General features: G+C 65.4%; 20 protein-coding genes. 1 reads left to right on the top strand and 19 read right to left on the bottom strand.

Annotated elements, in window-relative coordinates; translation table 11 throughout:
• Window position 1: 1 nt before the first annotated feature.
• The 19 genes from E3T38_RS10255 to E3T38_RS10165 all read right to left on the bottom strand — a co-directional run bounded on the left by E3T38_RS10255 (window position 2) and on the right by E3T38_RS10165 (window position 20,256).
• On the bottom strand, window positions 2-1,486 hold the full coding sequence (locus tag E3T38_RS10255) for an RsmB/NOP family class I SAM-dependent RNA methyltransferase (protein WP_134548126.1): 1,485 nt from the start codon (window positions 1,484-1,486) through the stop codon (window positions 2-4).
• The gene (gene fmt, locus E3T38_RS10250) at window positions 1,483-2,400 is read right to left on the bottom strand and encodes a methionyl-tRNA formyltransferase (RefSeq protein WP_134548125.1); all 918 of its coding nucleotides are present in this window, start codon (window positions 2,398-2,400) and stop codon (window positions 1,483-1,485) included. The genes E3T38_RS10255 and fmt overlap by 4 nt, the downstream gene beginning before the upstream one ends.
• Window positions 2,401-4,446 (bottom strand): primosomal protein N', encoded by a 2,046-nt coding sequence (locus tag E3T38_RS10245; RefSeq protein ID WP_134548124.1) that lies wholly within the window; start codon window positions 4,444-4,446, stop codon window positions 2,401-2,403. It abuts the gene before it with no gap.
• Between the two features lie 13 nt (window positions 4,447-4,459).
• The gene (metK, locus tag E3T38_RS10240) at window positions 4,460-5,653 is read right to left on the bottom strand and encodes a methionine adenosyltransferase (protein ID WP_134548123.1); all 1,194 of its coding nucleotides are present in this window, start codon (window positions 5,651-5,653) and stop codon (window positions 4,460-4,462) included.
• 74 nt (window positions 5,654-5,727) lie between these two features.
• Complete coding sequence (gene coaBC / locus E3T38_RS10235; RefSeq protein WP_134548122.1) at window positions 5,728-6,954, bottom strand: bifunctional phosphopantothenoylcysteine decarboxylase/phosphopantothenate--cysteine ligase CoaBC; 1,227 nt, start codon at window positions 6,952-6,954, stop codon at window positions 5,728-5,730.
• Window positions 6,955-6,978: 24 nt separating this feature from the next.
• Window positions 6,979-7,239, bottom strand: coding sequence for a DNA-directed RNA polymerase subunit omega (gene rpoZ, locus E3T38_RS10230; RefSeq protein ID WP_092107764.1), 261 nt, complete (start codon window positions 7,237-7,239; stop codon window positions 6,979-6,981).
• Between the two features lie 116 nt (window positions 7,240-7,355).
• Window positions 7,356-8,276 carry a guanylate kinase gene (gmk, locus tag E3T38_RS10225; protein WP_134548121.1) on the bottom strand — a complete coding sequence of 307 codons (921 nt, stop codon included), beginning with the start codon at window positions 8,274-8,276 and terminating at the stop codon, window positions 7,356-7,358.
• Complete coding sequence (gene pyrF, locus E3T38_RS10220) at window positions 8,269-9,174, bottom strand: orotidine-5'-phosphate decarboxylase (protein WP_134548271.1); 906 nt, start codon at window positions 9,172-9,174, stop codon at window positions 8,269-8,271. The genes gmk and pyrF overlap by 8 nt, the downstream gene beginning before the upstream one ends.
• Before the next feature lie 20 nt (window positions 9,175-9,194).
• Window positions 9,195-12,482 (bottom strand): carbamoyl-phosphate synthase large subunit, encoded by a 3,288-nt coding sequence (gene carB, locus E3T38_RS10215; RefSeq protein WP_134548120.1) that lies wholly within the window; start codon window positions 12,480-12,482, stop codon window positions 9,195-9,197.
• Window positions 12,482-13,666, bottom strand: coding sequence for a glutamine-hydrolyzing carbamoyl-phosphate synthase small subunit (gene carA, locus E3T38_RS10210; protein WP_370449022.1), 1,185 nt, complete (start codon window positions 13,664-13,666; stop codon window positions 12,482-12,484). Before carA ends, carB begins: the two co-directional genes overlap by 1 nt.
• Window positions 13,667-13,763: 97 nt before the next feature.
• Window positions 13,764-14,303, bottom strand: a complete 540-nt coding sequence (locus E3T38_RS10205; protein WP_134548118.1) for a hypothetical protein — start codon at window positions 14,301-14,303, stop codon at window positions 13,764-13,766.
• Complete coding sequence (locus E3T38_RS10200) at window positions 14,296-15,663, bottom strand: dihydroorotase (RefSeq protein ID WP_174775230.1); 1,368 nt, start codon at window positions 15,661-15,663, stop codon at window positions 14,296-14,298. Before E3T38_RS10200 ends, E3T38_RS10205 begins: the two co-directional genes overlap by 8 nt.
• A complete protein-coding gene (locus E3T38_RS10195) occupies window positions 15,653-16,615 on the bottom strand; it encodes an aspartate carbamoyltransferase catalytic subunit (protein ID WP_134548117.1) in 963 nt (320 codons plus the stop codon). The genes E3T38_RS10200 and E3T38_RS10195 overlap by 11 nt, the downstream gene beginning before the upstream one ends.
• Window positions 16,612-17,154: a bifunctional pyr operon transcriptional regulator/uracil phosphoribosyltransferase PyrR gene (pyrR, locus tag E3T38_RS10190; protein ID WP_104197940.1), complete on the bottom strand. Its 543-nt coding sequence runs from the start codon at window positions 17,152-17,154 to the stop codon at window positions 16,612-16,614. The genes E3T38_RS10195 and pyrR overlap by 4 nt, the downstream gene beginning before the upstream one ends.
• A 111-nt stretch (window positions 17,155-17,265) precedes the next feature.
• Window positions 17,266-18,225, bottom strand: coding sequence for a thioredoxin domain-containing protein (locus tag E3T38_RS10185; protein WP_134548116.1), 960 nt, complete (start codon window positions 18,223-18,225; stop codon window positions 17,266-17,268).
• Between the two features lie 62 nt (window positions 18,226-18,287).
• Window positions 18,288-18,707, bottom strand: coding sequence for a transcription antitermination factor NusB (gene nusB, locus E3T38_RS10180; RefSeq protein WP_104197938.1), 420 nt, complete (start codon window positions 18,705-18,707; stop codon window positions 18,288-18,290).
• The gene (gene efp / locus E3T38_RS10175; protein WP_092107753.1) at window positions 18,704-19,267 is read right to left on the bottom strand and encodes an elongation factor P; all 564 of its coding nucleotides are present in this window, start codon (window positions 19,265-19,267) and stop codon (window positions 18,704-18,706) included. Before efp ends, nusB begins: the two co-directional genes overlap by 4 nt.
• Window positions 19,268-19,373: 106 nt before the next feature.
• The gene (locus E3T38_RS10170; RefSeq protein ID WP_134548115.1) at window positions 19,374-19,808 is read right to left on the bottom strand and encodes a type II 3-dehydroquinate dehydratase; all 435 of its coding nucleotides are present in this window, start codon (window positions 19,806-19,808) and stop codon (window positions 19,374-19,376) included.
• 49 nt (window positions 19,809-19,857) lie between these two features.
• Entirely contained in the window at window positions 19,858-20,256 is a 399-nt protein-coding gene (locus E3T38_RS10165; RefSeq protein WP_134548114.1) for a hypothetical protein, read from the bottom strand.
• Window positions 20,257-20,516: 260 nt separating this feature from the next.
• Between E3T38_RS10165 and E3T38_RS10160 the strand changes: the two genes are divergently transcribed.
• Entirely contained in the window at window positions 20,517-21,881 is a 1,365-nt protein-coding gene (locus tag E3T38_RS10160; protein ID WP_134548113.1) for a GAF domain-containing protein, read from the top strand.
• The last annotated feature ends 48 nt before the right edge of the window (window positions 21,882-21,929 follow it).

The following is a 21,929-nucleotide window of genomic DNA, read 5'->3' as shown; positions in this document are numbered from 1 at the left end:
CCTACTCGTTGGAGCGCTGCAGCAGGGTGATGAACATGGCGTCGGTACCGTGGCGGTGCGGCCAGAGCTGAACGCTCCCGGTGTCGGCGGGCAGGTCGAGATTCGCCGCGCTGAAGGACTGCACGACGCCCGCAGTGTCGAGCACCGCGACGGCGCCGCCGGCCTTGCGCACGGCGAGGGCGACGATCGCCCGCGTCTCGGCGGTGTGCGGTGAGCAGGTGACATAGGCGAGGATGCCGCCGGGCTTGAGCGCGAGCAAGGCCGCCTCGATGAGTCCCGACTGCAGGCCAGCGAGGTCGGCGACGTCCTTGGGCTGTTTGCGCCAACGAGCCTCGGGTCGGCGCCGAAGAGCGCCGAGGCCGGTGCAGGGGGCGTCGAGCAAAATACGGTCGAAGGTTTCCGGGTGCGTTCGGCCGATGGTCGTGCCGTCGATTTCCCACACCGGAACTGGCTCGGGGAGCGCCTCGAGGGCGGTGCGCACGAGGGTCGCCCGGGCGGGAACAAGCTCGTTGGCCACAAGTTCGGCCCCCCCGGCGCGTGCCTCGGAGGCGAGCAGGGCAGCCTTGCCACCGGGTCCGGCGCAAAGGTCGAGCCACCGCTCCCCCGCAACGATCGGCCGGGCCCGACTGAGTGCCAGAGCGGCGATCTGCGATCCCTCATCCTGCACTCGAATGCGACCCGCCGTCGCCGTCACGAGGTGGTAGGGGTCTCCGGAGTCCAACACAAAACCCACCGGTGAGAATTCATCGGCGAGGCCCAGCCGTTCGCGGTCTTCGTCGGTGGCGAGGCCGGGCAACGCGACCATATTGACCTTCGCCGCCATGTTGTCAGCTGCGAGCAGATCAGCCAACTCGTCTTCGTGACCTTCCGCACGCAGCGCCTGCCGAAAGGCCCGCACGATCCAGGCGGGATGCGAATATTCGGCGGCGAGCCGGTCATCGACGTTGACCGCACCTTCGAGCACCCGGTCGCGCCATTCCTCGGCGCTCGATCGGGAGATGGTGCGCAGCACGCCGTTGGTGAAACCGGTCGCGGAGCGTGAACCGACCTGCTTGGCGAGTGAGACGGATTCGTTGACCGCGGCGTGGGTCGCGATGCGGGTGGCCAGCAGCTGATGGGCGCCAAGGCGGAGCACATCGAGAATGGCCGGATCGATGGCGCTGACCGGTCTGTTGGCGGCGAGGGCGATCACACGGTCATAGAACCCCTGCATGCGCAGGGTGCCGTAGGTGAGCTCGGTCGCGAGGGCGGCATCCGCCGTATTCAGGGCTGCGCGTTGAATGCGGGTCGGCAGCAGCAGGTTTGCGTACGCGTCGGATTCGCGCACCGCCGCAATCACCTCATAGGCGATGCGTCGGGCCGGCTGCACGAAGTCGGCCGGGGCCGGGCGAGACCGGGCATTGCCCGACGGTGCCGAGTCGGCCGCACGGGCCGAGTGAGCACGGTCCGAGCCTCCGCGGGTCGAGCCGGAACGGTCGTCACTCATGACGCCGTCACCGATTCTGCTGCCACTCCGCGCCACCAGTCGTTCGCTGTCATCGCTGTCTTTCCGGCCGGTTGCACGCGTAGCAGAACCAGGGGTTCGGTCTGCGTGCCAACCAGCACTATCTTTTCGCGCTGCACAATAGTTCCGGCAGGCAGGTTGGGTTGGTCGACGCTGGGAGCGACCTCGAGAAGTTTCAATTCGGCGCCGTTCACGGTCGTGAATGCACCCGGCTCCGGGGTCACTCCGCGAATATGGTTGTAAACGGATGCCGCCGGTCGGCTGAACACGATCCGCGCGTCGTCCCGCACCAGTTTGGGTGCGAGGGTCGCCTCGCCGGTCTGCGCCACGGCCAGGGCGGTGCCGGCGGCAAGCTCAGAGACGACCCGCAGGAGCAGATCGGCGCCGCTGTGGCTGAGCTCATCGAGAAGTATTCCTGATGTGGAATGTGCGCCGAGGGGCTGGGAAAAACTCCCGAAAACGGCACCGGCGTCGAGTTCGGGTACCAGCTGGAACACTGCGACGCCGGTAAGTTCATCACCGGCGATGACGGCGCGCTGCACCGGGGAGGCCCCCCGCCACCGCGGCAGGAGGGAGAAATGCAGGTTGATCCAACCGAGGCGGGGAACGGAGAGCAGGGGCTCACGCACGATGCCGCCGTAGGCGACGATGACACCGAGGTCAGGTTGCCGGGCACGGATGGTCTCGGTCGCCTCAGCGTCGAGTCGGTTGGTCTTCAGTACCGGGTAGCCATAGGCCACCGCGGCCTGCGCGACCGGCGACGGAGTGAGGGTGCGCTTGCGGCCGAGCGGAGCATCCGCTCGAGTGATCACAGAGACAATCTCGTGATCGGAGCTGGCCAGGGCCGTGAGGCTGGGCAGCGCGACCTCGGGCGTGCCGGCAAAGACGAGTTTCATTTAAAGCAGCTCCGGGTCGTCGAATCGAACTTTAAGTGTAGGTGGCGGTTGGAACGAACCCGACTTCGACTTGCGGCGTGTGGCGGCGTTTCGCACGACCGCCGCCTTGAGCGCGTGGGCCACTTCATCACCGCGGGCGTAGCCGAACCGAACGACCGCCCGCACCAAGGGGGCCTCGGTGTCGACCGGGCCCAGTATGTCAAGGCCTACCACCGCAACAAGATCAGCGAGGGCAGCGTCGACGTCTGGAGCGGTGCCGGTGACCGAAGCCACGCGCACGGCCGGCGGAAACCGCAGCTGGCGACGGTCGGCGAGCTCGCCCGCGGCGAAGCTGTCTGGCCGCCAGGAATTGAGTGCCCGAGCGAGGGCGCCCCCGACCCCGGCGAGCAACACGGGAGCGCCGGGTGCAGCGAGAGCGGCCGCGTTGGCCCACCAGCGCAGGCAGTCCTCAGCGACGCGCAGCGATTCGCGGGCAAGCATCCGCTCGCCGTCGAGGATGAGGATGGCCCGGTAACCGCCGGTCGGCACCGGTTCGGCGCCCCGGGTGGCGATCACGAGAGCGGGCTGGGCGCCGAGGGTCTGAATCGTGTGTTCGCCGTCGGCGACGATGACGCGCGCGCCGGGAAAGGCGCGGCCGAGTTCTTCGGCGGTGCGCCCGGTGCCGAGCGTCACCACACGCAATTTGGTGCCTTCGCAGTGCGCGCAGGTCCAACCGGCGGCGAGGGCGCCGCACCATCGACAGGACGGCACGGCCGAGGCTGACTTCAGCCCGAGCGGACCCTGGCAGTGAGTGCACCGGGCGGCTTTCTTGCAGCTTTGGCAGGCGAGCATCGGGGCATACCCCGGGCTCGCGACCTGCACCAGTACCGGCCCGTGCACGAGCGCTTCCCGGGCAGCCTGCCACGCTGCCGAAGGGATCCGCGCTGCGCGAGCCTGTTGGTCGGGCTCGGATTGAAAATCAGTGGGGATGATGCGCGGGTGTCGGTCGGCGGCCGGATTCACCTCGGTCAGGTACCCCAGCTCCACCAGCCGCTGGGTTTCGACGCTGCGCGAGTGGCCGAGGAACACGAGGGCGCAGTCACTGTCCTGCTGGCGCACCAGGGCCGCGTCGCGGGTATTGACGTAGGGGCTGAGCGGTTCGGAGTAGAGCGGGTCGCCGTCGTCCCAGACGGCGATGAGGCCGAGGTCGTGCGCGGGCGCGTAGACGGCCGAGCGGTTGCCGAGGATGATGCGTGGCGCGGGTTCGAGGCAGGCCAGAAAGGCGCGGTACCGGTCAGGGTTCGGCTGGCGGGCATCGACCCGGCAGAGCGGCAGTGTCGGGGCGAGCTGGGCCAGGGCGGCCTGTACCTGATCCTGATCACGAAAGTCGGGCACGCAGAGAATGGCGCTCTGACCTGCGCTGACGGTGGCGACGGCGAGTTCGGCCAGGGTTTGGGCCCAACGGCCGATCGTGCTGCCGTCGATCAGCTGCGTGAGTTCGGGGATAGCGGCGACGGCGACGCGGTGGTGCTCCATGATCACACTGTCGAGCCGTCCGGTCGGGTAGCCGACGAAAGCGGGAGCGGCCAGGCCCATCGTTACGGGTGACGGACCAGGATCAGCCGGCTCGGTACCCGTGCTCAAAGCGGCAGCAACGGCCTGCGCCGCCAACCAGGCCTTTTCAACGCGCACCTGCCGCGGCGGCACCGCGAGTCGGATGATGTCACTCGCGTTCCCGGCAGCCCGATCCGCCAGCCGGCGCGCCAGTTTCCACACCTCGGGCGTGAGCACGACGGCCGAGGATACGACCGACTCGAGCGGACTCAAGGCGCCGCGGAAAGCGACATCCGTTTCAGACTCGGACCGGGGCCGAGCGGATCGCGGATCCAGCACCTCGATCACATACGCGTCCACGACACGGCCGCCGGAGCGAAAGGGCACCTTGACGCGCATTCCCGCCGCAACCTGACCGACCAGTTCGGTGGGGACGCCGTAGTCGAACAGGTGGTCCAGTTGCGGCAGGGGGGACTCGATCAGCACCCGTGCGACGAGGCCGGAGTGCGTCATGACTGCGCCGACTTCAGAGGCCGGCGGCGCGGATCAGGTCGTCGACCTTGTCGAGACGCTCCCAGGTGAAGTCGGGAAGCTCCCGGCCGAAGTGGCCATAAGTGGCCGTCTGCGCGTAGATGGGACGCAGCAGGTCGAGCGAGTGGATGATGGCTGCCGGTCGCAGGTCGAATACGGCGCGGATGGCCGCGGTGATCTCCTTATCGGGCAGCACACCGGTGCCGAAAGTTTCGACATACAGGCCAACCGGGGACGCCTTTCCGATCGCATAGGCAACCTGCACTTCGAGGCGCTCAGCCAGCCCGGCAGCCACGGCATTCTTCGCAACCCAGCGCATGGCATAGGCGGCAGACCGGTCGACCTTGGACGGGTCCTTGCCGCTGAACGCACCGCCGCCGTGGCGGCTCGATCCGCCGTAGGTATCGATGATGATCTTGCGACCGGTGAGGCCGGCATCGCCCTGCGGGCCACCGATTTCAAAGCGCCCCGTCGGGTTGATCAGGGTTGTGAGCGCAGATGAATCAAGATCGATCAGGTCGAGCACCGGACGAATCACGAGCTCTTCCACCTCGAGGCGCAACTGCTCGGTGGAAACCGAGGGCGCGTGCTGGGTTGACACCACGACGGTCTCGACGGTGCGCGGAACGATTCCGTCATAGCCGATGGTGACCTGGGTCTTGCCGTCGGGGCGCAGGTAATCGAGTTCGCCGCTCTTACGGACGAAGGCGAGGCGTTCCGCCAGGCGGTGCGCGATCCAGATAGGGATCGGCATGAGTTCGGGAGTCTCCCGCGTGGCGTAGCCGAACATGATGCCCTGGTCGCCGGCGCCCTGGCGGTCGAAGTCGTCGAGGCTGGACTGCTCGCGCGTTTCGAAGGCGTTGTCGACGCCCTGGGCGATGTCGGGCGACTGGCCGCCGATAGAGATTTCCACGCCGCAGGAGCGGCCGTCGAACCAGACGTCGGAAGAGTCGTAGCCGATGTCCGTGATGCACTTGCGCACGATCGAGGGAATCTCGACATACGCATCGGTAGTGACCTCGCCCGCCACATGCACGAGCCCCGTTGTGACCAGGGTCTCAACTGCGACCCGGCTGTGCGGATCGTCGGCGAGCAGGGCATCGAGGATGCTGTCGGAGATCTGGTCGCAGATCTTGTCGGGGTGACCCTCGGTCACTGATTCCGAGGTGAAGAGGCGAAGATCGCTCATCTGGCCCGTCTCTGTTTACTAAAAAACGTAGTTTTGAATGAAAACGTAGGAGTTGTTGCCTGTCGCAGCGGACGCTAGCCGATCAGGTCAAGTATGCAATTGGCCACCGACACTTTGCTGCCAGAGGCCTCATTCACTATAACTCCGTCGCGATCGAGCACTGTCACGGTGTTACGTTCCGTGCCGAAACCGACGCCCGGGCCCACCCGGTTCACGACCAGGTAATCACAACCCTTGCGGGAGATTTTGGCGCGGCCGAGGGTGAGCAGCCGATCGGCATCCGTTTCCGTCTCGGCGGCGAAGCCGATGATCAGCTGGCCCCGCCGGCGCGCAGCAGACAGGCTGGCCAGGATGTCGGGATTTTTGACAAGTTCCAGGGTGAGGGTATCCCCCACGTCTTCCTTCTTGATTTTACCGACCTGCACGGTCTTGGGCCGATAGTCGGCCACCGCGGCGGCCATGATGATGACCTCGGCCGATTCGGCGGCGAGCGTCATAGCCTCGTGCATCTCCAGGGCGCTGGTGACCCTGACGGTGGTGACGCTGGTGGGAACGGGCACCTCGAGATTGGCGGCGACCAGGGTGACCTGAGCTCCCCGGGCCAGCGCAGCCTGAGCGAGTGCGACGCCCTGCTTTCCACTCGACCGATTGCCGAGGAACCGCACCGGATCGAGAGGTTCCCTGGTGCCGCCGGCGCTGATCAGCACCCGGCGACCGGTCAGATCGTGCCCAGCGGATGCCGCGGACTCACCACGAGCCAGCGCCCGGTCGAGCACAGCCAAAGCCATCGCCACGATGGTCTCGGGGTCCTCCATGCGCCCGGCGCCGGTGTCGGTGCCGGTGAGGCGGCCGACGCCGGGGCCGACGATGGTGACGCCGCGCGACCTCAGTGTGGCGACGTTGGCGACCGTGGCCGCGTTATTCCACATCTCGGTGTGCATGGCCGGGGCGATCACGAGCGGCGCGGTGCTGGCCAGAATCGTGTTGCCGAGCAGATCATCGGCGAGGCCAACGGCGAGTTTGGCAATGCTGTTAGCCGTAGCCGGGGCCACGACGATGAGGTCCGCGCTCTGACCGATGGCTACGTGACGCACCTCGGCGACGCCCTCATAGAGGTCGGTGTGCACCGGGTTACGCGAGATCGCTTCGAGGGTCGGCTTGCCAACGAAACGTAGGGCCGCCGCGGTGGCGACGACGTGCACCGAGTCGCCGTTCAACACGAAAGCGCGCACGATGTTGACTGCCTTGTACGCTGCGATGCCGCCGGTGATGCCGACGACGATCGTGCGAGGTGTCTTCATCCTGCGCGCTTGGGGTGTGGTGTTCTAGGCCTCGACGATCGGGCGTGAAACGAGCTTGTCGTCGTTGATCTCGCGCAGTGCAACCGAAAGCGGCTTGTCTTCAACGGTTGAATCGACGAGCGGTCCGACGTTGTCGAACAGGCTGCCTTCGTGGAGGTCGGCGTAGTAGTCGTTGATCTGGCGCGCACGCTTCGACGCGAAAATCACGAGAGCATACTTCGAATCGACCTTGGACAGCAGGTCGTCGATGGGCGGGTCAATGATGCCAGTGGGCTTGTTCGCCATTGGTGTCACACTCCTAATAGAGCACGGCCGGTGGCCTGTGCGAATCTGTTGTTGAACGAGAACATACGAGGGGAAAGCGCGCCCGAGGACACGCAAGAATTCATCAGAAACGGGCGCTACGACATGCTGGATGCAGCGCGGATCTCCATCAAGTCTACGACCTCACGGGCGGCGTCGCCGACATCATGGTTGATCACGCGATAATCGAACTCGCCCTGGGCCGCTAATTCCAGCTTTGCGGTCTCCAGACGGCGGGCCTGTTCTGCCGCGTCTTCGGTGCCGCGACCGATCAGGCGGCGTACCAGTTCCTCCCAGCTCGGCGGCAGCAGGAACACGAGGCGGGCTTCCGGCATGGCGCGCCGAACGGCGCGGGCGCCCTGCAGATCGATTTCGAGAAGCACGCTGTTGCCTGCAGCGATGGCGTCATCGACCGGTCCGCGTGGCGTGCCGTAGCGGTAAGCGTTGTGTACTTTGGCCCACTCGAGCAATTCGCCGGCCTCGATCATGTTATCGAACTCGTCATCAGAGACAAAGAAATAGCTCACTCCCTCAACCTCTCCCGGGCGCGGTGCCCGGGTCGTCGCTGAAACGGAGAGCAACACGTGCGGGTAGTTCTCGCGAATGTACCCGGCAACAGTGCCCTTGCCGACGGCAGTCGGGCCAGCAAGAATGATGAGCTTGGAGTCGACAGCACTATGGCGCAGGGTGGGTCGTTCAGAGAGAAAATCGCGCAGTCGATCGCGCTGGTGCCGGCCGAGCCCACCGAGGCGTTTAGACGGTGAAATCTCCAAGCGGTGGATGATGCGCTGCATCTTGGTCACGCCGATGGCCGGAATACTCACGAGCAGCTCGGTCACTCGCAGCCGACCCTCGGTTCCGATCGGGTTCGCAATCGCTGTGGCGAGCACCTCGAGCGCGGTCTGTTCGCCGGAGGCGACCTCCGCCTTGACCCGGGCGCGGGCGCGGCGTGCCGCGACAGCGGCACGCGAGGCAGCCACCCGGTCGACTTCGGGCGGGGTTGGACGATTTTCAGCCACGAACGGCACCTACCTCGGCTACTCGGCGCTCAATGGCTTCTTCGATTCGGTGGGGTCCGGCCGAGAGCACACTGCGCGATTCACTCACGATAACCCCATCGGCGTATCCGCCATATATCGAGATCAGATCCATAATATTCCCACCTTGGTGTCCGAAGCCCGGTGCGAGCACGGGTGTTCGAAATTCGCTCGGCGCCCGGTGCACGTCAATGCCAAAGAGGGCCAGGTCGACAGTGGCTCCCAGCACGACGCCGATCGACCCGAGACCGGTCACTGCCCGAACGGATGCCGCCATTTCGGCAGCCCTGCCAGCACGCGCATTGCGCTCTCCGACATCATCGAGAATGGCGCGGGCGACACTCGAACCGGCGTAGCTCCCGTCGGCTACGATCGCTCGCTGAATGTTTCCGGCCTCGGGGTTGGACGTCGCTGCAAGCAGGAAGGCACCCTTGCCGTGTGCGGCCGCGAGGCTCAGTGACGAGTCGAGCGAACCGACACCCATGTACGCGGCCAGGGTGAGGGCATCCACTTCGAGCGGGGAACCGGGTGAGAACCAGGCCTCGGCATACGCCAGGGCGCTCGTGCCGAGGTCGCCGCGTTTGGCGTCGCCGATTACGAGCAGACCAGCCTGCCGGGCGTCGGCCAGCACCCGTTCGAGCGCGACGAACCCGGCCGAACCGAAACGTTCGTAGAAAGCGACCTGAGGTTTGACCAAGCCGACCCGGCCGGCCGCAGCGGCGACAACCGTGCGGCCGAAGGATTCGGCGCCGTTGGCTGTATCGGGTAGGTTCCAGTCGCCCAACAGCCAGGAGTGCGGGTCGATGCCCACGCACAGCTGGCCGCGCTCGGCGAACACTCCAGCGAGACGATCACCGAAGGAGAGGACCGATCCGGTCACGCCCGGTTCAGGCGACCTCGTCACAACAGGGCCGTTCGCGCGGTGGCGTATTCCTGGAGCGAGGTCACCTCGAACCCGTCGCGAATAGAGTCGATTGAGGCGACCGCGGCGCTGAGCTCCGCAATCGTAGTGAACAACGGCAGGTCGCCGGCAACGGCGGCCGCGCGAATCTCATAGCCGTCGGCCCTGGCCGTGCTGCCGCCGGGGGTGTTGATGACGATCTGAATCTCTTCGCGGCGAATGAGCTCGACGATGGACACGTCGTCTTCCCCCGTTTTCTCACTGAACTTGGTCACGACGCGGGCACGGATACCGTTGCGCTGCAGCACCTCGGCGGTACCGATGGTCGCGGTGATCTCGTAGCCGAGCTGCTGCAGCCGCAGCATGGGCAGGATGATCGCACGCTTGTCGCGGTCGGAGACCGACACGAAGACGGTACCGGACAGCGGAATTCCACCGTAGGCGGCGAGCTGGCTCTTGGCGAAGGCCCGCGGAAAGTCGCGGTCGATACCCATGACCTCGCCGGTGGAGCGCATCTCCGGGCCGAGGATGGAGTCGACGACGAGGCCCTCGGGGGTGCGGAACCGGTTGAACGGCAACACGGCTTCCTTCACCGCGACCGGCGATTCGATCGAAACGCGAGAGCCGTCGATCAGCGGCAGCTTGCCCTCGGCCTTGAGCTCGGCGATGGTCGTACCGACCATGATCAGCGCGGCGGCCTTGGCGAGCGTGATGCCCAGCGCTTTCGCGACGAACGGCACGGTGCGCGAGGCGCGCGGGTTGGCCTCGAGCACGTAGAGCACACCGGCGCCGATCGCGAACTGCACGTTGAGCAGGCCCTTCACTCCGATGCCGCGGGCGATGCCGAGGGTGGCTTCGCGTACCCGGTCGATTTCGGCGCGTCCGAGGGTGACCGGTGGCAGGGTGCAGCTTGAGTCGCCGGAGTGGATTCCGGCTTCTTCGATGTGCTCCATGACGCCGCCAATGTAGAGCTCGTGACCGTCGTAAATGGCATCGACGTCGATCTCGATCGCGTCGTCGAGAAAACGGTCGACGAGAAGCGGATGCCCCGCGCCGATGATTCCCTGCCCGGCCATGCGGGTGAAGTAATCGGCGAGCGACGGGGAATCGTAGACGATCTCCATGCCGCGGCCGCCGAGGACGTAGCTCGGGCGCACGAGCACCGGGTAACCGATCTCTTCGGCGACCACGACGGCTCCGGCGAAGTCGATCGCTGTTCCGTTGCGGGGGGCGAGCAAGCCGGCATCGTCCAGAATCTTCGAGAACAGTCCGCGTTCCTCAGCGAGGTCGATCGCGTCGGGGGTGGTGCCGAGAATGGGGATACCCGCCGCTTCCAGGCCTCGGGCGAGGCTCAATGCGGTTTGGCCGCCGAGCTGTACGACGACGCCGACGAGTTCGCCGCTCTGGCTTTCGGCGTAGATGACCTCGAGCACGTCTTCAAGGGTGAGCGGTTCGAAGTAGAGCCGGTCGCTCGTGTCGTAGTCGGTGGAGACCGTCTCGGGGTTGCAGTTGATCATGATGGTCTCGTAGCCGGCCTCCGACAGTGCGAAAGAGGCGTGCACACAGGAGTAGTCGAATTCGACACCCTGCCCGATGCGGTTCGGGCCGGAGCCCAGGATGACGACTTTCTGGCGGTCGCTGGCAACGACCTCGGTCTCGTTGTCGTAGCTGGAGTAGTGGTACGGCGTGAGAGCGGGAAACTCCCCCGCGCAGGTGTCGACGGTCTTGAACACGGGACGCACGCCGAGAATGTGGCGCACGGTGCGCACATCCGCTTCGCCGAAACCGCGCAACTCGCCGATCTGGGCGTCGGAGAAGCCGTGGTCCTTGGCGAGGATCATAACGTCGCGGTCGAGCCGGTCGGCGGCCTTGACCGAGTCGGCGATCTCGTTGATCAGAACGATCTGATCGAGAAACCACGGGTCGATCTTGGTAGCGGCGAAGACCTGATCGATGGTCGCGCCACGGCGGAGGGCTTGCTGCACGGTGACGATGCGGCCGTCGGTCGGAATCTCGGCGGCGATGAGCAGTTCGTCGACCGTGCGGGATTCCTCACCCCAGTGAAAGCTTGAGCCGCGCTTCTCGAGCGAGCGCAGCGCCTTCTGCAAAGCGGATGCGAAGCTGCGACCGATCGCCATGGCTTCACCGACCGACTTCATGGTCGTGGTGAGGCGCTGGTCGGCGGCCGGGAACTTCTCGAACGCGAAGCGCGGTACCTTGACCACGACGTAGTCGAGGGTGGGTTCGAAGCTCGCCGGGGTGACACCGGTGATGTCATTGGGGATTTCGTCGAGACGGTAACCGATGGCGAGCTTGGCGGCAATCTTGGCGATCGGAAAGCCGGTGGCCTTGCTGGCCAGGGCAGAGGAACGCGAGACCCGCGGGTTCATCTCGATCACGATGACGCGGCCGTCGGCCGGGTTGATCGCGAACTGGATGTTGCAGCCGCCGGTGTCGACGCCGACGGCGCGGATGATGTCGATAGAGATGTCGCGCAGGTGCTGGAATTCACGGTCCGTCAGGGTGAGGGCCGGGGCGACGGTGATCGAGTCGCCGGTGTGGACACCGACCGGGTCGACGTTTTCGATGGAGCAGACGACGACGGTGTTGTCGGCCGTGTCGCGCATCATCTCGAGCTCGTACTCTTTCCAACCGAGAATCGACTCCTCGAGCAGCACCTCGGTCGTCGGGCTGTGGTGCAGGCCGTCGGTGACGATGCGGCGCAGTTCTACCTCGGTGTAGGCGAAGCCCGAGCCGAGTCCGCCCATGGTGAACGAGGGACGCACGACCAGCGGGTAGCCGAGGTCGGCGGCGTAGCCGACGGCTTCCTCGACCGTGCGGGCGATGAACGACCGGGCCACGCCGGCGCCCGCGTCGAGAACGAGCTGCTTGAAGATCATGCGGTCTTCGCCCTTGTTGATGGCGTCGAAGCTCGCGCCGATCAGCTCGACGTCATACTTCTGCAGGATTCCGCGCTCGTGCAGCTGGATCGCCGCGTTGAGGGCGGTCTGCCCACCCAGGGTCGGCAGAATCGCATCCGGCCGTTCCTTGGCGATGATCGTCTCGAGAATCTCGGCCGTGATGGGTTCGATGTAGGTCGCATCGGCAAAGTCGGGGTCGGTCATGATGGTGGCCGGGTTCGAGTTGACCAGGATGACGCGAACGCCTTCCTCGCGCAGCACCCGGCAGGCCTGGGTGCCGGAGTAGTCGAACTCGCACGCCTGGCCGATGACGATCGGGCCGCTGCCGATGACAAGAACGCTGTTGATATCGTCGCGCTTGGGCATTATTTGGTTTCTCCTGCAATGCCGCGCTGCGAAGCCAGCACAACGTCTCTGAATCGATCGAACAAGTGGTTGGCGTCGTGCGGGCCGGAGGCTGCCTCCGGGTGATACTGCACCGAGAAAGCGTTGATGTCGAGGCAGCGGATGCCTTCGACTACCTGGTCGTTGAGGCTGTAGTGGCTGACTTCCACGCGGCCGAACCCGGCGCGCGAGTCGTGGACGCCCTCGATGGGCATGTCGACGGCGAATCCATGGTTTTGCGAGGTGATCTCCACCCGTCCGGTGGTCTTGTCGAGCACGGGCTGGTTGATGCCCCGGTGCCCGAAGGGCAGCTTGTAGGTGCGAAAACCGAGCGCCCGGCCGAGCAGCTGGTTGCCGAAGCAGATACCGAAGTAGGGAATGCCGGCGCGGAGCACCTCCTGCAGCAGTGTGACGTGGGCGTCGGAGGCGGCCGGGTCACCGGGTCCGTTGGAGAAGAACAGGGCAGAGGGCTTCAGCGAGAGAACGTGTTCGGCGGTGACCGACTGCGGCAAGACGAGCACCTCGAACCCGCGCTCGGCGAGGTAGGTGAGCGTGCTGGTCTTCACACCGAGGTCGAGCACCGCGACGGAGCCGATGCGTTCGCCCTGGGCGGGAATCGAGAAGGGTTCGACCGTCGAGACCTCCAGCGAGAGATTGCGACCGCGCATGGGCGCGCCCGAGAGCACCCGTTCGAGCTGTTCACTGTCGGACAAGCCGAACAGGTCGCCCGAGAAGATGCCGCTTTTCATCGCGCCCTTCGAGCGGATGTGGCGGGTGATCGCACGGGTGTCGATGCCGCTGATCCCGACGACGCCCTGGGCTTCGAGGTCGTCATCGAGGGTGCGGGTGGCACGATGATTCGAGGCGATCCGGGCCGGTTCCCGCACGATGAAGCCGGCGACCCAGATTTTCTTGGACTCCATGTCCTGGTCGTTCATTCCGGTGTTGCCGATGTGCGGGGCAGTCATGAGTACGATCTGCCCGGCGTAGGACGGGTCGGTCAGGGTTTCCTGATAGCCGGTCATGCCGGTAGCGAAGACGATTTCGCCGAGCGTCTGGCCTTCGCTGCCGTAGCGGCGGCCCACGAAGCGGCGGCCGTCTTCGAGAACGAGTACGGCCGGGCCCGGCCGGTCGGTCGCCGAGAAAGTGCTACTCAATGCGGGCAATACGGCGGCAGCGGCTGCGACGGCGTCGCTTGGTGCGGCATCCGTTGGTACAGCCTGGATTGCTTCTGCCTGGTTTGGAGCGGTCGAGTCGGGCACGTCAGGCCTCGCTTTCATCTTGATGAGCCGTAGCGGCAATGGTTCGGATCGAGTCGACGAGGCGAGCACGATCATTGGGATCGATGATGCGAAAGAAGCTGTCAACGGCGCGGCGGTCGTCGGGCCCGGCAGTGGCGCCCGGAGCGAGACGCCAGCCCAGGCAGACCAGACCGTCGGTTTCGACCACCCGGTCGATGGCCACCTGGGCCGCACCAACCGCGTCGATGGCGCTGGCAGCAATGAACACCGGCTGGTTACCATCGAGGTCGAGCGTCACGCCGGCCTCGGTCACGGTGACGGCGGCGCGAGCCCGAAAGCCCAGCCCGCGAATAGCCAGCCGCTCGAGCGGCGCATCGCGGGGGGTGGTCGCCACATAGTAGGTCGCGGCACCGGCCAGTGCAGCTCCGGTGTCCTCCGGCATCGGGTAGCCCGCGGCAAAGGCGCCATCTCGTCGACTGCGCTTTCGCCAACTGCGCCACATGAGCACGAGAACGCCGAGCAGAACAAGGCCTGTGATGATGGCGGGAATGGACCTATCCATGGGTGACTACTCCTCGGGCGTGGCCGGCTATCTCGAGGCTGCTGCGAACCGCGCCGTCGAGCATCGTGGCATAGCCACGGTGGAACGTCGCTCGCACGTCGCCGGGCAGCGTCATGGACAGGTAGGGCGAGTTCGAGCTGGTACCAGCCAGGTCGGCGCGGCCGAAAACTCGGGTCGCTGCCGGGTCGTAGAGCGCCAGCTCGGCCGGTGAACCGACCGCGATCGGGTTGCCCTGACCGGCCAGGCCACCGATACGGGCCGGGGTGCGCGACAGAACGCGTTCGATGTCGGCCCAGTCGAGCAGCCCGGTGGCGACAACGGCGGCATGCACCACCGAGAGAGCCGATTCCAGCCCCACCATGCCATTGGCGGCGGCATCCCACTCGCAGTCCTTGCTTTCGGCTGGATGCGGTGCGTGGTCGGTCGCGACGATGTCGATCGTGCCGTCGGCGAGTCCGGCGCGCAGCGCCTCGACGTCTTCGCGGCTGCGCAGCGGCGGATTCACCTTGAACCGGGCATCGTAGCCGCGCACGAGGTCTTCGGTCAGCAGCAGGTGGTGCGGGGTGACCTCGGCCGTCACGTTGATGCCGCGAGCCTTGGCCCAGCGGATCACGTCGACCGAACCGGCCGTGGAGACGTGGCAGACGTGCAGGCGGGAACCGACGTGTTCGGCCAACAGGACATCGCGGGCGATGATCGACTCTTCGGCGACGGCCGGCCAGCCGATGAGGCCGAGCTCACCGGAGAGGGCGCCCTCATTCATTTGGGCTTTTTCGGTGAGGCGTGGTTCCTGAGAGTGCTGGGCGATGACGCCGTCGAAGGCCTTGACGTACTCGAGGGCACGGCGCATGAGGAGCGGGTCCGAGACGCAGAATCCGTCGTCCGAGAACACCCGCACACGAGCCCTGCTCGATGCCATGGCTCCGAGTTCGGCGAGCTGTTTGCCGGCCAGGCCAACGGTGACGGCGCCGATCGGCTGAACGTCGACGTAGCCGGCGCTCTCGCCGAGGGCGAGTACTTGCTCGACCACCCCGGCAGTGTCCTGGGCCGGCAGGGTGTTGGCCATGGCGAACACACTCGTGAACCCACCCCGGGCAGCGGCGCGGCTGCCGCTCAGCACGGTTTCGCTGTGCTCGTAGCCGGGTTCGCGCAGGTGGGCGTGCAGGTCGACCAGGCCGGGCAACGCGATGAGGCCGTCGGCGTCGAGCACGCGCGCGCCGCTCGGGGACAGGCCGGTCCCGAGCTCGTCGATACGTCCGCCAGCCAGACGGATGTCGGTGCGCGTGCCGTCCGGCAAGGTCGCGCCGCGAATGAGCCAGGGTTCGTGCACGTCGTGTTGCTGTAATCCGTCAATCGACATTCTTCGATTCCTTCCGATCACCGGATAAGAGCAGGTAGAGCGCGGCCATCCGCACGGAGACACCGTTCGTGACCTGTTCCAGTACGGTCGAATTCGCGGAGTCGGCCGCCGCCGAGGAAATCTCCAGACCACGATTCATCGGGCCGGGGTGCATAACAATGCTAGCCGGACCGAGTCGGCCAAATCGCGCGTCGTCGAGTCCCCAGACCCGGGAGTACTCGCGGCTGCTCGGAAAAAACGCTGCGTTCATCCGTTCGGTCTGGATGCGCAGCATCATGACCACGTCGGGGCCGGCGTCGATCGCATCATCGAGGTCAAAGCTGAAGCGAGCCGGCCACAGTGCGGTGTTACTCGGCAACAGGGTGGGCGGGGCGACGAACGTGACCTCCGCGCCGAGCGTGGTGAGCAGCCAGAGGTTGGAGCGAGCCACCCGGGAGTGCAGTACGTCGCCGACGATGGTGACCGTGACCCCGTCGAGTCCCCGGCTACGGGAGGCCTGGCCGTGGATGCGACGGCGGATGGTGAACGCGTCGAGCAGGGCCTGGGTGGGATGCTCGTGGGTGCCGTCGCCGGCGTTGATGATGCCGGCGTCGATCCACCCGCTCGCGGCGAGCACGGCGGGGGCGCCTGAGGCGGGGTGGCGAATGACGACGCCGTCCGCACCGATTGCGGCGAGGGTCTGAGCGGTGTCTTTCAAGCTTTCCCCCTTCGACACGCTCGATCCCTTGGCGCTGAAGTTGATCACGTCGGCGCTGAGTCGCTTCGCAGCCGCCTCAAAGGAAATGCGGGTGCGGGTGGAGTCTTCGAAAAAAAGGTTCACCACGGTCTTGCCACGCAGGGTCGGGAGCTTTTTGACCTCGCGCTGTGCGACATCCGCCATGTCTTCGGCAATGTCGAGCAGGTTGATGGCCTCGTCGCGGGAGAGGTCTTTGGTGGAGAGAAGGTGCCTCATCGGTCACTCCGTCCATCGATCGAGACGGATTCGTCACCATCGATCTCTTCGAGGTGCACGTTGATGCGTTCGTCAGCAGCCGTCGGCAGGTTTCGACCGACGAAGTCGGCGCGAATCGGCAGCTCACGATGGCCACGATCAACGAGCACGGCCAGGCGCACGATGTTCGGGCGGCCGTGGTCGCCGAGCGCGTCGAGGGCGCTGCGGATGGTGCGCCCCGAGTACAGCACGTCATCGACGAGCACGACGGTCGCGTCGTCGATGCGGCCAGGCACCTCGGTGCGCGACGGCGTGCGGGTACGTCCGTGGGCGAGATCGTCACGATAGAGCGTCACGTCGAGCGATCCGACCCGAAGGGCGGTTGCCGCTGGTTCGATCCGCTGGATGATCTCGGCGATGCGGCGGGCGAGGATCACGCCCCGTGTCGGGATGCCGAGAATGACGAGGTTGTCCGGCCCCCGATTGGACTCCAGGATTTCGTGGGAAATTCGAGTCAACGCGCGGGTGATGTCAGCTTGGGTGAGCACAATGTGCGCCAAATGCCGACCTCCTTCCCCGTCTCACAGGACGGATCATTAAAGGATGTCTGATTACCAGTAGCTTACCGTTGGCGCCGTTGTCCGCGCACCAACCGCTTCGGGAAAAGCGAATTACGAAAAAGCAGCGGCAACGAAAGCCTGAAATTCGGCCCGGTCAAGATTGCTGCCGGTGTAGAGCGCCCCGTCAACGAGCACGGTTGGGGTGCCCTGAATAGAGACGACCTCAGCTCCCGCGATCGGCCCGGTCATGGCTGTTTCGGTGTTCTGCTGCGACCAAGTCTGGTATTCACCAGCTTCAACGCAGTCGGCGATGCTGACCGCGCCGGAAGCGAGGTCTACGAGTTGGCTATTACTGAGCCCGGTCGTCTGTTCGAGTGGTTGCTTGGCGAACAACGCTGACAGATAGTCGAGGGTCTGATCGGGGTTCAGGGTGGCCTGGCAGGTCAGCGCTGCGGATGCGCGGCTGGAGTAGTTCGTGCCCTGAGAGACTCGGTCGAGAAAGGTGAGCGAGTGCACCCGAAGGGTGATGACGCCGCTTTCCACACCCGCGGCCAGCAGTTCACCGTTGGTCTCCTCGAACTGGGCGCAGAACGGGCACATCAAATCCACGTACTCGTCGACGATGACGGCGCCGGTACCGAATTCGAGATATCCGCCATCGAAGTTGGCGGCGCCCAGCTGACCGGTCGGTAGCGGTGCCGGAGATTCCGTCGGCGTCGAGGAGGCCAGGCCTGCATTCAGCGCGACGAAGAAGGCTCCGGCAGCGGAGGCGAACACGATCAGTAACACAACCAGAAGAGCCGTCACAGCAACGTGGACGTATCCGATGATGAGACCGGCCAGCGCAAAACCGCGGCCGAGTTCGCCGCGTGCGCGAATCTGCCCCAGCGCGATGTGCCCCGTGATGACTGCGACGAGACCAACGAAGAACGACGACGCGAGGGACACAATCGCCAGGGTGTTGGTCTTCGGTACGGTCGCAAACGGAATAACCGGCCCCGGCAGCGGCGGCGCATATGAGTTGGGCTGCATCGGCTCGTCGCGGGAGCCGTTCGGTCCGAAGCTATCCATGTTCGTGTCCTTCGGTGACGTCGAGGCGCGCCCGGCGACAGCCGAGCCTGCCGGCCGGGTCGTTAGGCAGACGGCGCGGTTTGGGCGATCTTGCCGAGCAGTCCGTTGACAAAACCGGCCGAGTCATCCGTTGAGAAAATCTTGGCGGCTTCGACGGCTTCATCGATGGCGACGGCGTGCGGTACTGCGTCGTTGTACAGGATCTCCCAGATACCGATCCGCAAAATGGCGCGATCGATGTTGGGCATGCGAGCGAGCGACCAGCCTTGCGAGTAGGTCTCGATGAGTTCGTCGATCTCTTCGCGGTGGTCGACGACCCCGTCGACGAGCTCCCGGGCGTACAGCCAGGACACCAGTCGGGCTGGCTCGCTTGCTGCGCGCTCAGCCTCGATCGCGAGCGACTCCGGAATGCTGATCTGGCGCACATCCGCGATGTACAGGATGTCAATGGCGCGCTTGCGAGCCTTGGTACGTGCACTCATTCGTTGACGCGGCCGAGGTAGTCGCCGGTGCGGGTGTCGACCTTGACCTTGGTGCCCTGCTCGAGAAACAGCGGAACCTGAATTTGGTAGCCGGTCTCCACGGTGGCCGGCTTGGTGCCGCCGGTGGAGCGATCGCCCTGCAGGCCTGGCTCGGTGTAGGTGATTTCCAGGGTGACGGATGCCGGCAGCTCGACGTACAGCGGGTTGCCGTTGTGCAGGGCCACGGTCACGGCCTGGTTTTCGAGCATGAAGTTGCTCGCGTCACCTACGACCGCAGCGGAGACGGTGATCTGGTCATAATCGGCCACGTCCATGAAGACGTAGGCGTCACCGTCGTTGTAGAGGTACTGAAAGTCGCGACGATCAACGTTCTCGGTCTCGATCTTGGCGCCGGCGTTGAACGTGCGGTCGACGGTCTTACCCGAGACGACGTTCTTCATCTTGGTACGAACGAAGGCGCCGCCCTTGCCCGGCTTGACGTGCTGAAACTCGACGACGGCCCAGAGCTGGCCATCCATGTTGAGTACGACGCCGTTTCTGATATCAGCGGTAGAAGCCATGGGAGGGGTGTTCCGTTCAATTGATAAGGTGCGCGGGTGCAAATGGCACCGTGTGAAGTCTAGGTGCCGAAGCCACAAGCGCCAAAGGCACCGTTTCGACCCTGCGTCACGAAGCGGTGACGAAGTCCAGTGCCAACCGGTAGGAGTCGAAGCCAAGACCGGCAATGACACCGGTCGCGATGGCGCTCACCACACTCGTGTGGCGAAACGTCTCACGAGCGTGCGGGTTCGAGATGTGCACCTCGATCAACGGCAGGCCAGCCTTGGTGACGAGGGCAGCGGCATCCCTCAGCGCGTAGCTGTAGTGCGTGAACGCTGCCGGATTCAGGATGACCGGCATCCGCTCGTCAACGGCCTCGTACAGCCAGTGGATCAGCTCTGCCTCGTCGTCGGTCTGCCGCAGGTCGATCAAGACCCCGTCACGAGCGGATGTGACGAGCAGCTCGCGCAGGTCCTCCAGGTTCGCCGACCCGTACACGTCCGGCTCGCGACTACCCAGGCGCCCGAGGTTCGGACCGTTCAGAACCAGCACTGTACTCATCCTCTCAGCCTAGGCCGTCCCCGTGCAGCTGCCGTGTCGGCAGTCTCCGTCAGGGAGTGAGTACGGCCACGCCGTCATCGTGGGCGATGAACAGGCCGGTAATGCGCATGAGTTTGCCAAAGGACTCGGTCAACTCCACTGCCCAGGCCTGGTCTGGGGCGGTGCGGGCCGCTGACCCTGGTCGTTCCAGGGTCACAATGAGGCTGCCTCCCGGGGCGTCCCTGGCCAGGATTTCGTTGATCCTCACGGCGAACGCTCGCACCGAACCAGGTTCCGGCCGGAGCGGAATGCCGTCGAGGGGAATCATCAGCGGGAGCTGTTGCCCGTGGGCGTCGAGAACCATGAGCCAGAGCTGGCGGCGGATAGCGTGGCCGATCAGGTCGAAAACCCGTGCCTTGGCCTGCACCACAGTACTCACGGGCGGAGCGTCCTCGATGTTGAGTGTCATGTGCCCAGCATGAGCCGGTCTCGCAGTCGCGAAGGATTATCCACAGGAATTTCCTGAATCCGCTCGGCTGTGGGTATCTTCCGGCGGGCGTCCGGTCGTCCGGGTGTCGGCGACGTTGCGGTTCAATTTGGGCGGCGGCGATGGCACGGATTCGGGTAATTCGATGGTCCGCACGCCCCGGAGCGGCAGTGCCCGTAGAATGACATTGAAACGGCGGCCGCGGCAGCTGCGCCCGCTACTGCTAATGGAGGCAGACGCTGATGGGACACGGCTTGAAGAGTACCTCGTCGGTTCCGTCCGGGTCGGCGTACGAAAGTCTGCTCGCTCTGGAACGGGCCCACGAATCCGCCGTCACAGGCCGAGTCTTCCAGTCCGGCGTGCGCCAGCTCGTGCAGGATTCCTGGCAGCGGTCGCTCTCTCTCAGCCTCGACCCCGGCAGTGTGTCACCCGAGCGGGCACTGACCGATATCGAACTGCGGGACCTGCGCAACCAGCATCCGCTCGCCACGGTCTTACCCGTCGTGCAGAACCTGCTTATTCGCCACGCCTTTGATGCTGAGTTACTCGTGGCCATCGGCGACGAATCCGGCCGGTTGCTCTGGATCGACGGCGACCGGGCGCTGCGCCGCCAGGTCGAGGAAATGCTGTTCGTCGAGGGAGCGGACTGGTCAGAAAAACGGGTCGGAACCAGCGCCCCCGGTACCGCACTGGCCCTGGACCGCGGGATTCAGATTCGGCGGGCCGAACACTTCAACGCTCTCGCGCACCCCTGGAGCTGCACGGCCGTACCCATCCACGATCCAGACACCGGCAAAATCCTCGGCGTGATCGACATCACCGGTGGCGATCAGGCAGTCGCACCGCAAACACTCCCCCTCGTTGAAGCAGCTGTCGCCGCGATAGAGGCAGAATTGCGCATCCAGCGCCTCGGCCAGCCGAATTCTTCGCCGCCCGCCCGCCGGTCGCATACATCGCTACCGACGACCGTGCGGCGACTGGCGCCGGCCGGTCTGAGTGTGCTCGGCACCGATCACGGCCAGCTATGTTGCGGCGGCAGCACCGTGGATGTCTCGCCCCGCCACACCGAGATTCTCACACTTCTCGCCTGGCACCGCGAAGGACTTTCCGCCGATCGTCTGGCCAGCTATCTCTTTGATCTGGACACAGCAGTGGAAACGTTGCGCGCCGAAATGGTGCGGGTACGCAAGGTACTCGCCCTCCTCGATCCCTCGATCACGATCACGTCCCGACCGTATCGGCTGGAATCACGGCTCGAACTGGATGCCCAACAGGTGTTGGCCTTTCTGGATCGCGGCGCTCACCGGGTGGCTCTCGGCGCCTACCGCGGCGCTGTACTCCCGGGATCGTCCGCTCCCGGGATCATCGACATCCGTTCAGAAGTCAGCAGCCGACTGCGCGAGGCAATGCTGGCGGATGCTTCGGTCGACCTGCTGCTCACCTACGCGCGTACCGAAGAAGCCAACTGGGACACCGAAGTCTGGCGGGCCTGCCTCGAGCTGCTTCCGGCCCGATCGCCCAAACGTGCAACGGTCGTGGCGCATCTTGCGCGCATCGAAGTCGAAATCGGTGGCCATCGCAACATTTCGCAACGTCCCCCCTCCTAGAGTAGAAGTAGGCCGCAGGTTTGCGAGCCCGACACCGTCGTCGAAATA

It is taken from the genome of Cryobacterium sp. Hb1 (assembly GCF_004403585.1).
Lineage (GTDB): Bacteria > Actinomycetota > Actinomycetes > Actinomycetales > Microbacteriaceae > Cryobacterium > Cryobacterium lyxosi.
Note: the sequence above shows the minus strand (reverse complement) of the source record. Positions and strands in the feature narration are given on the sequence as shown.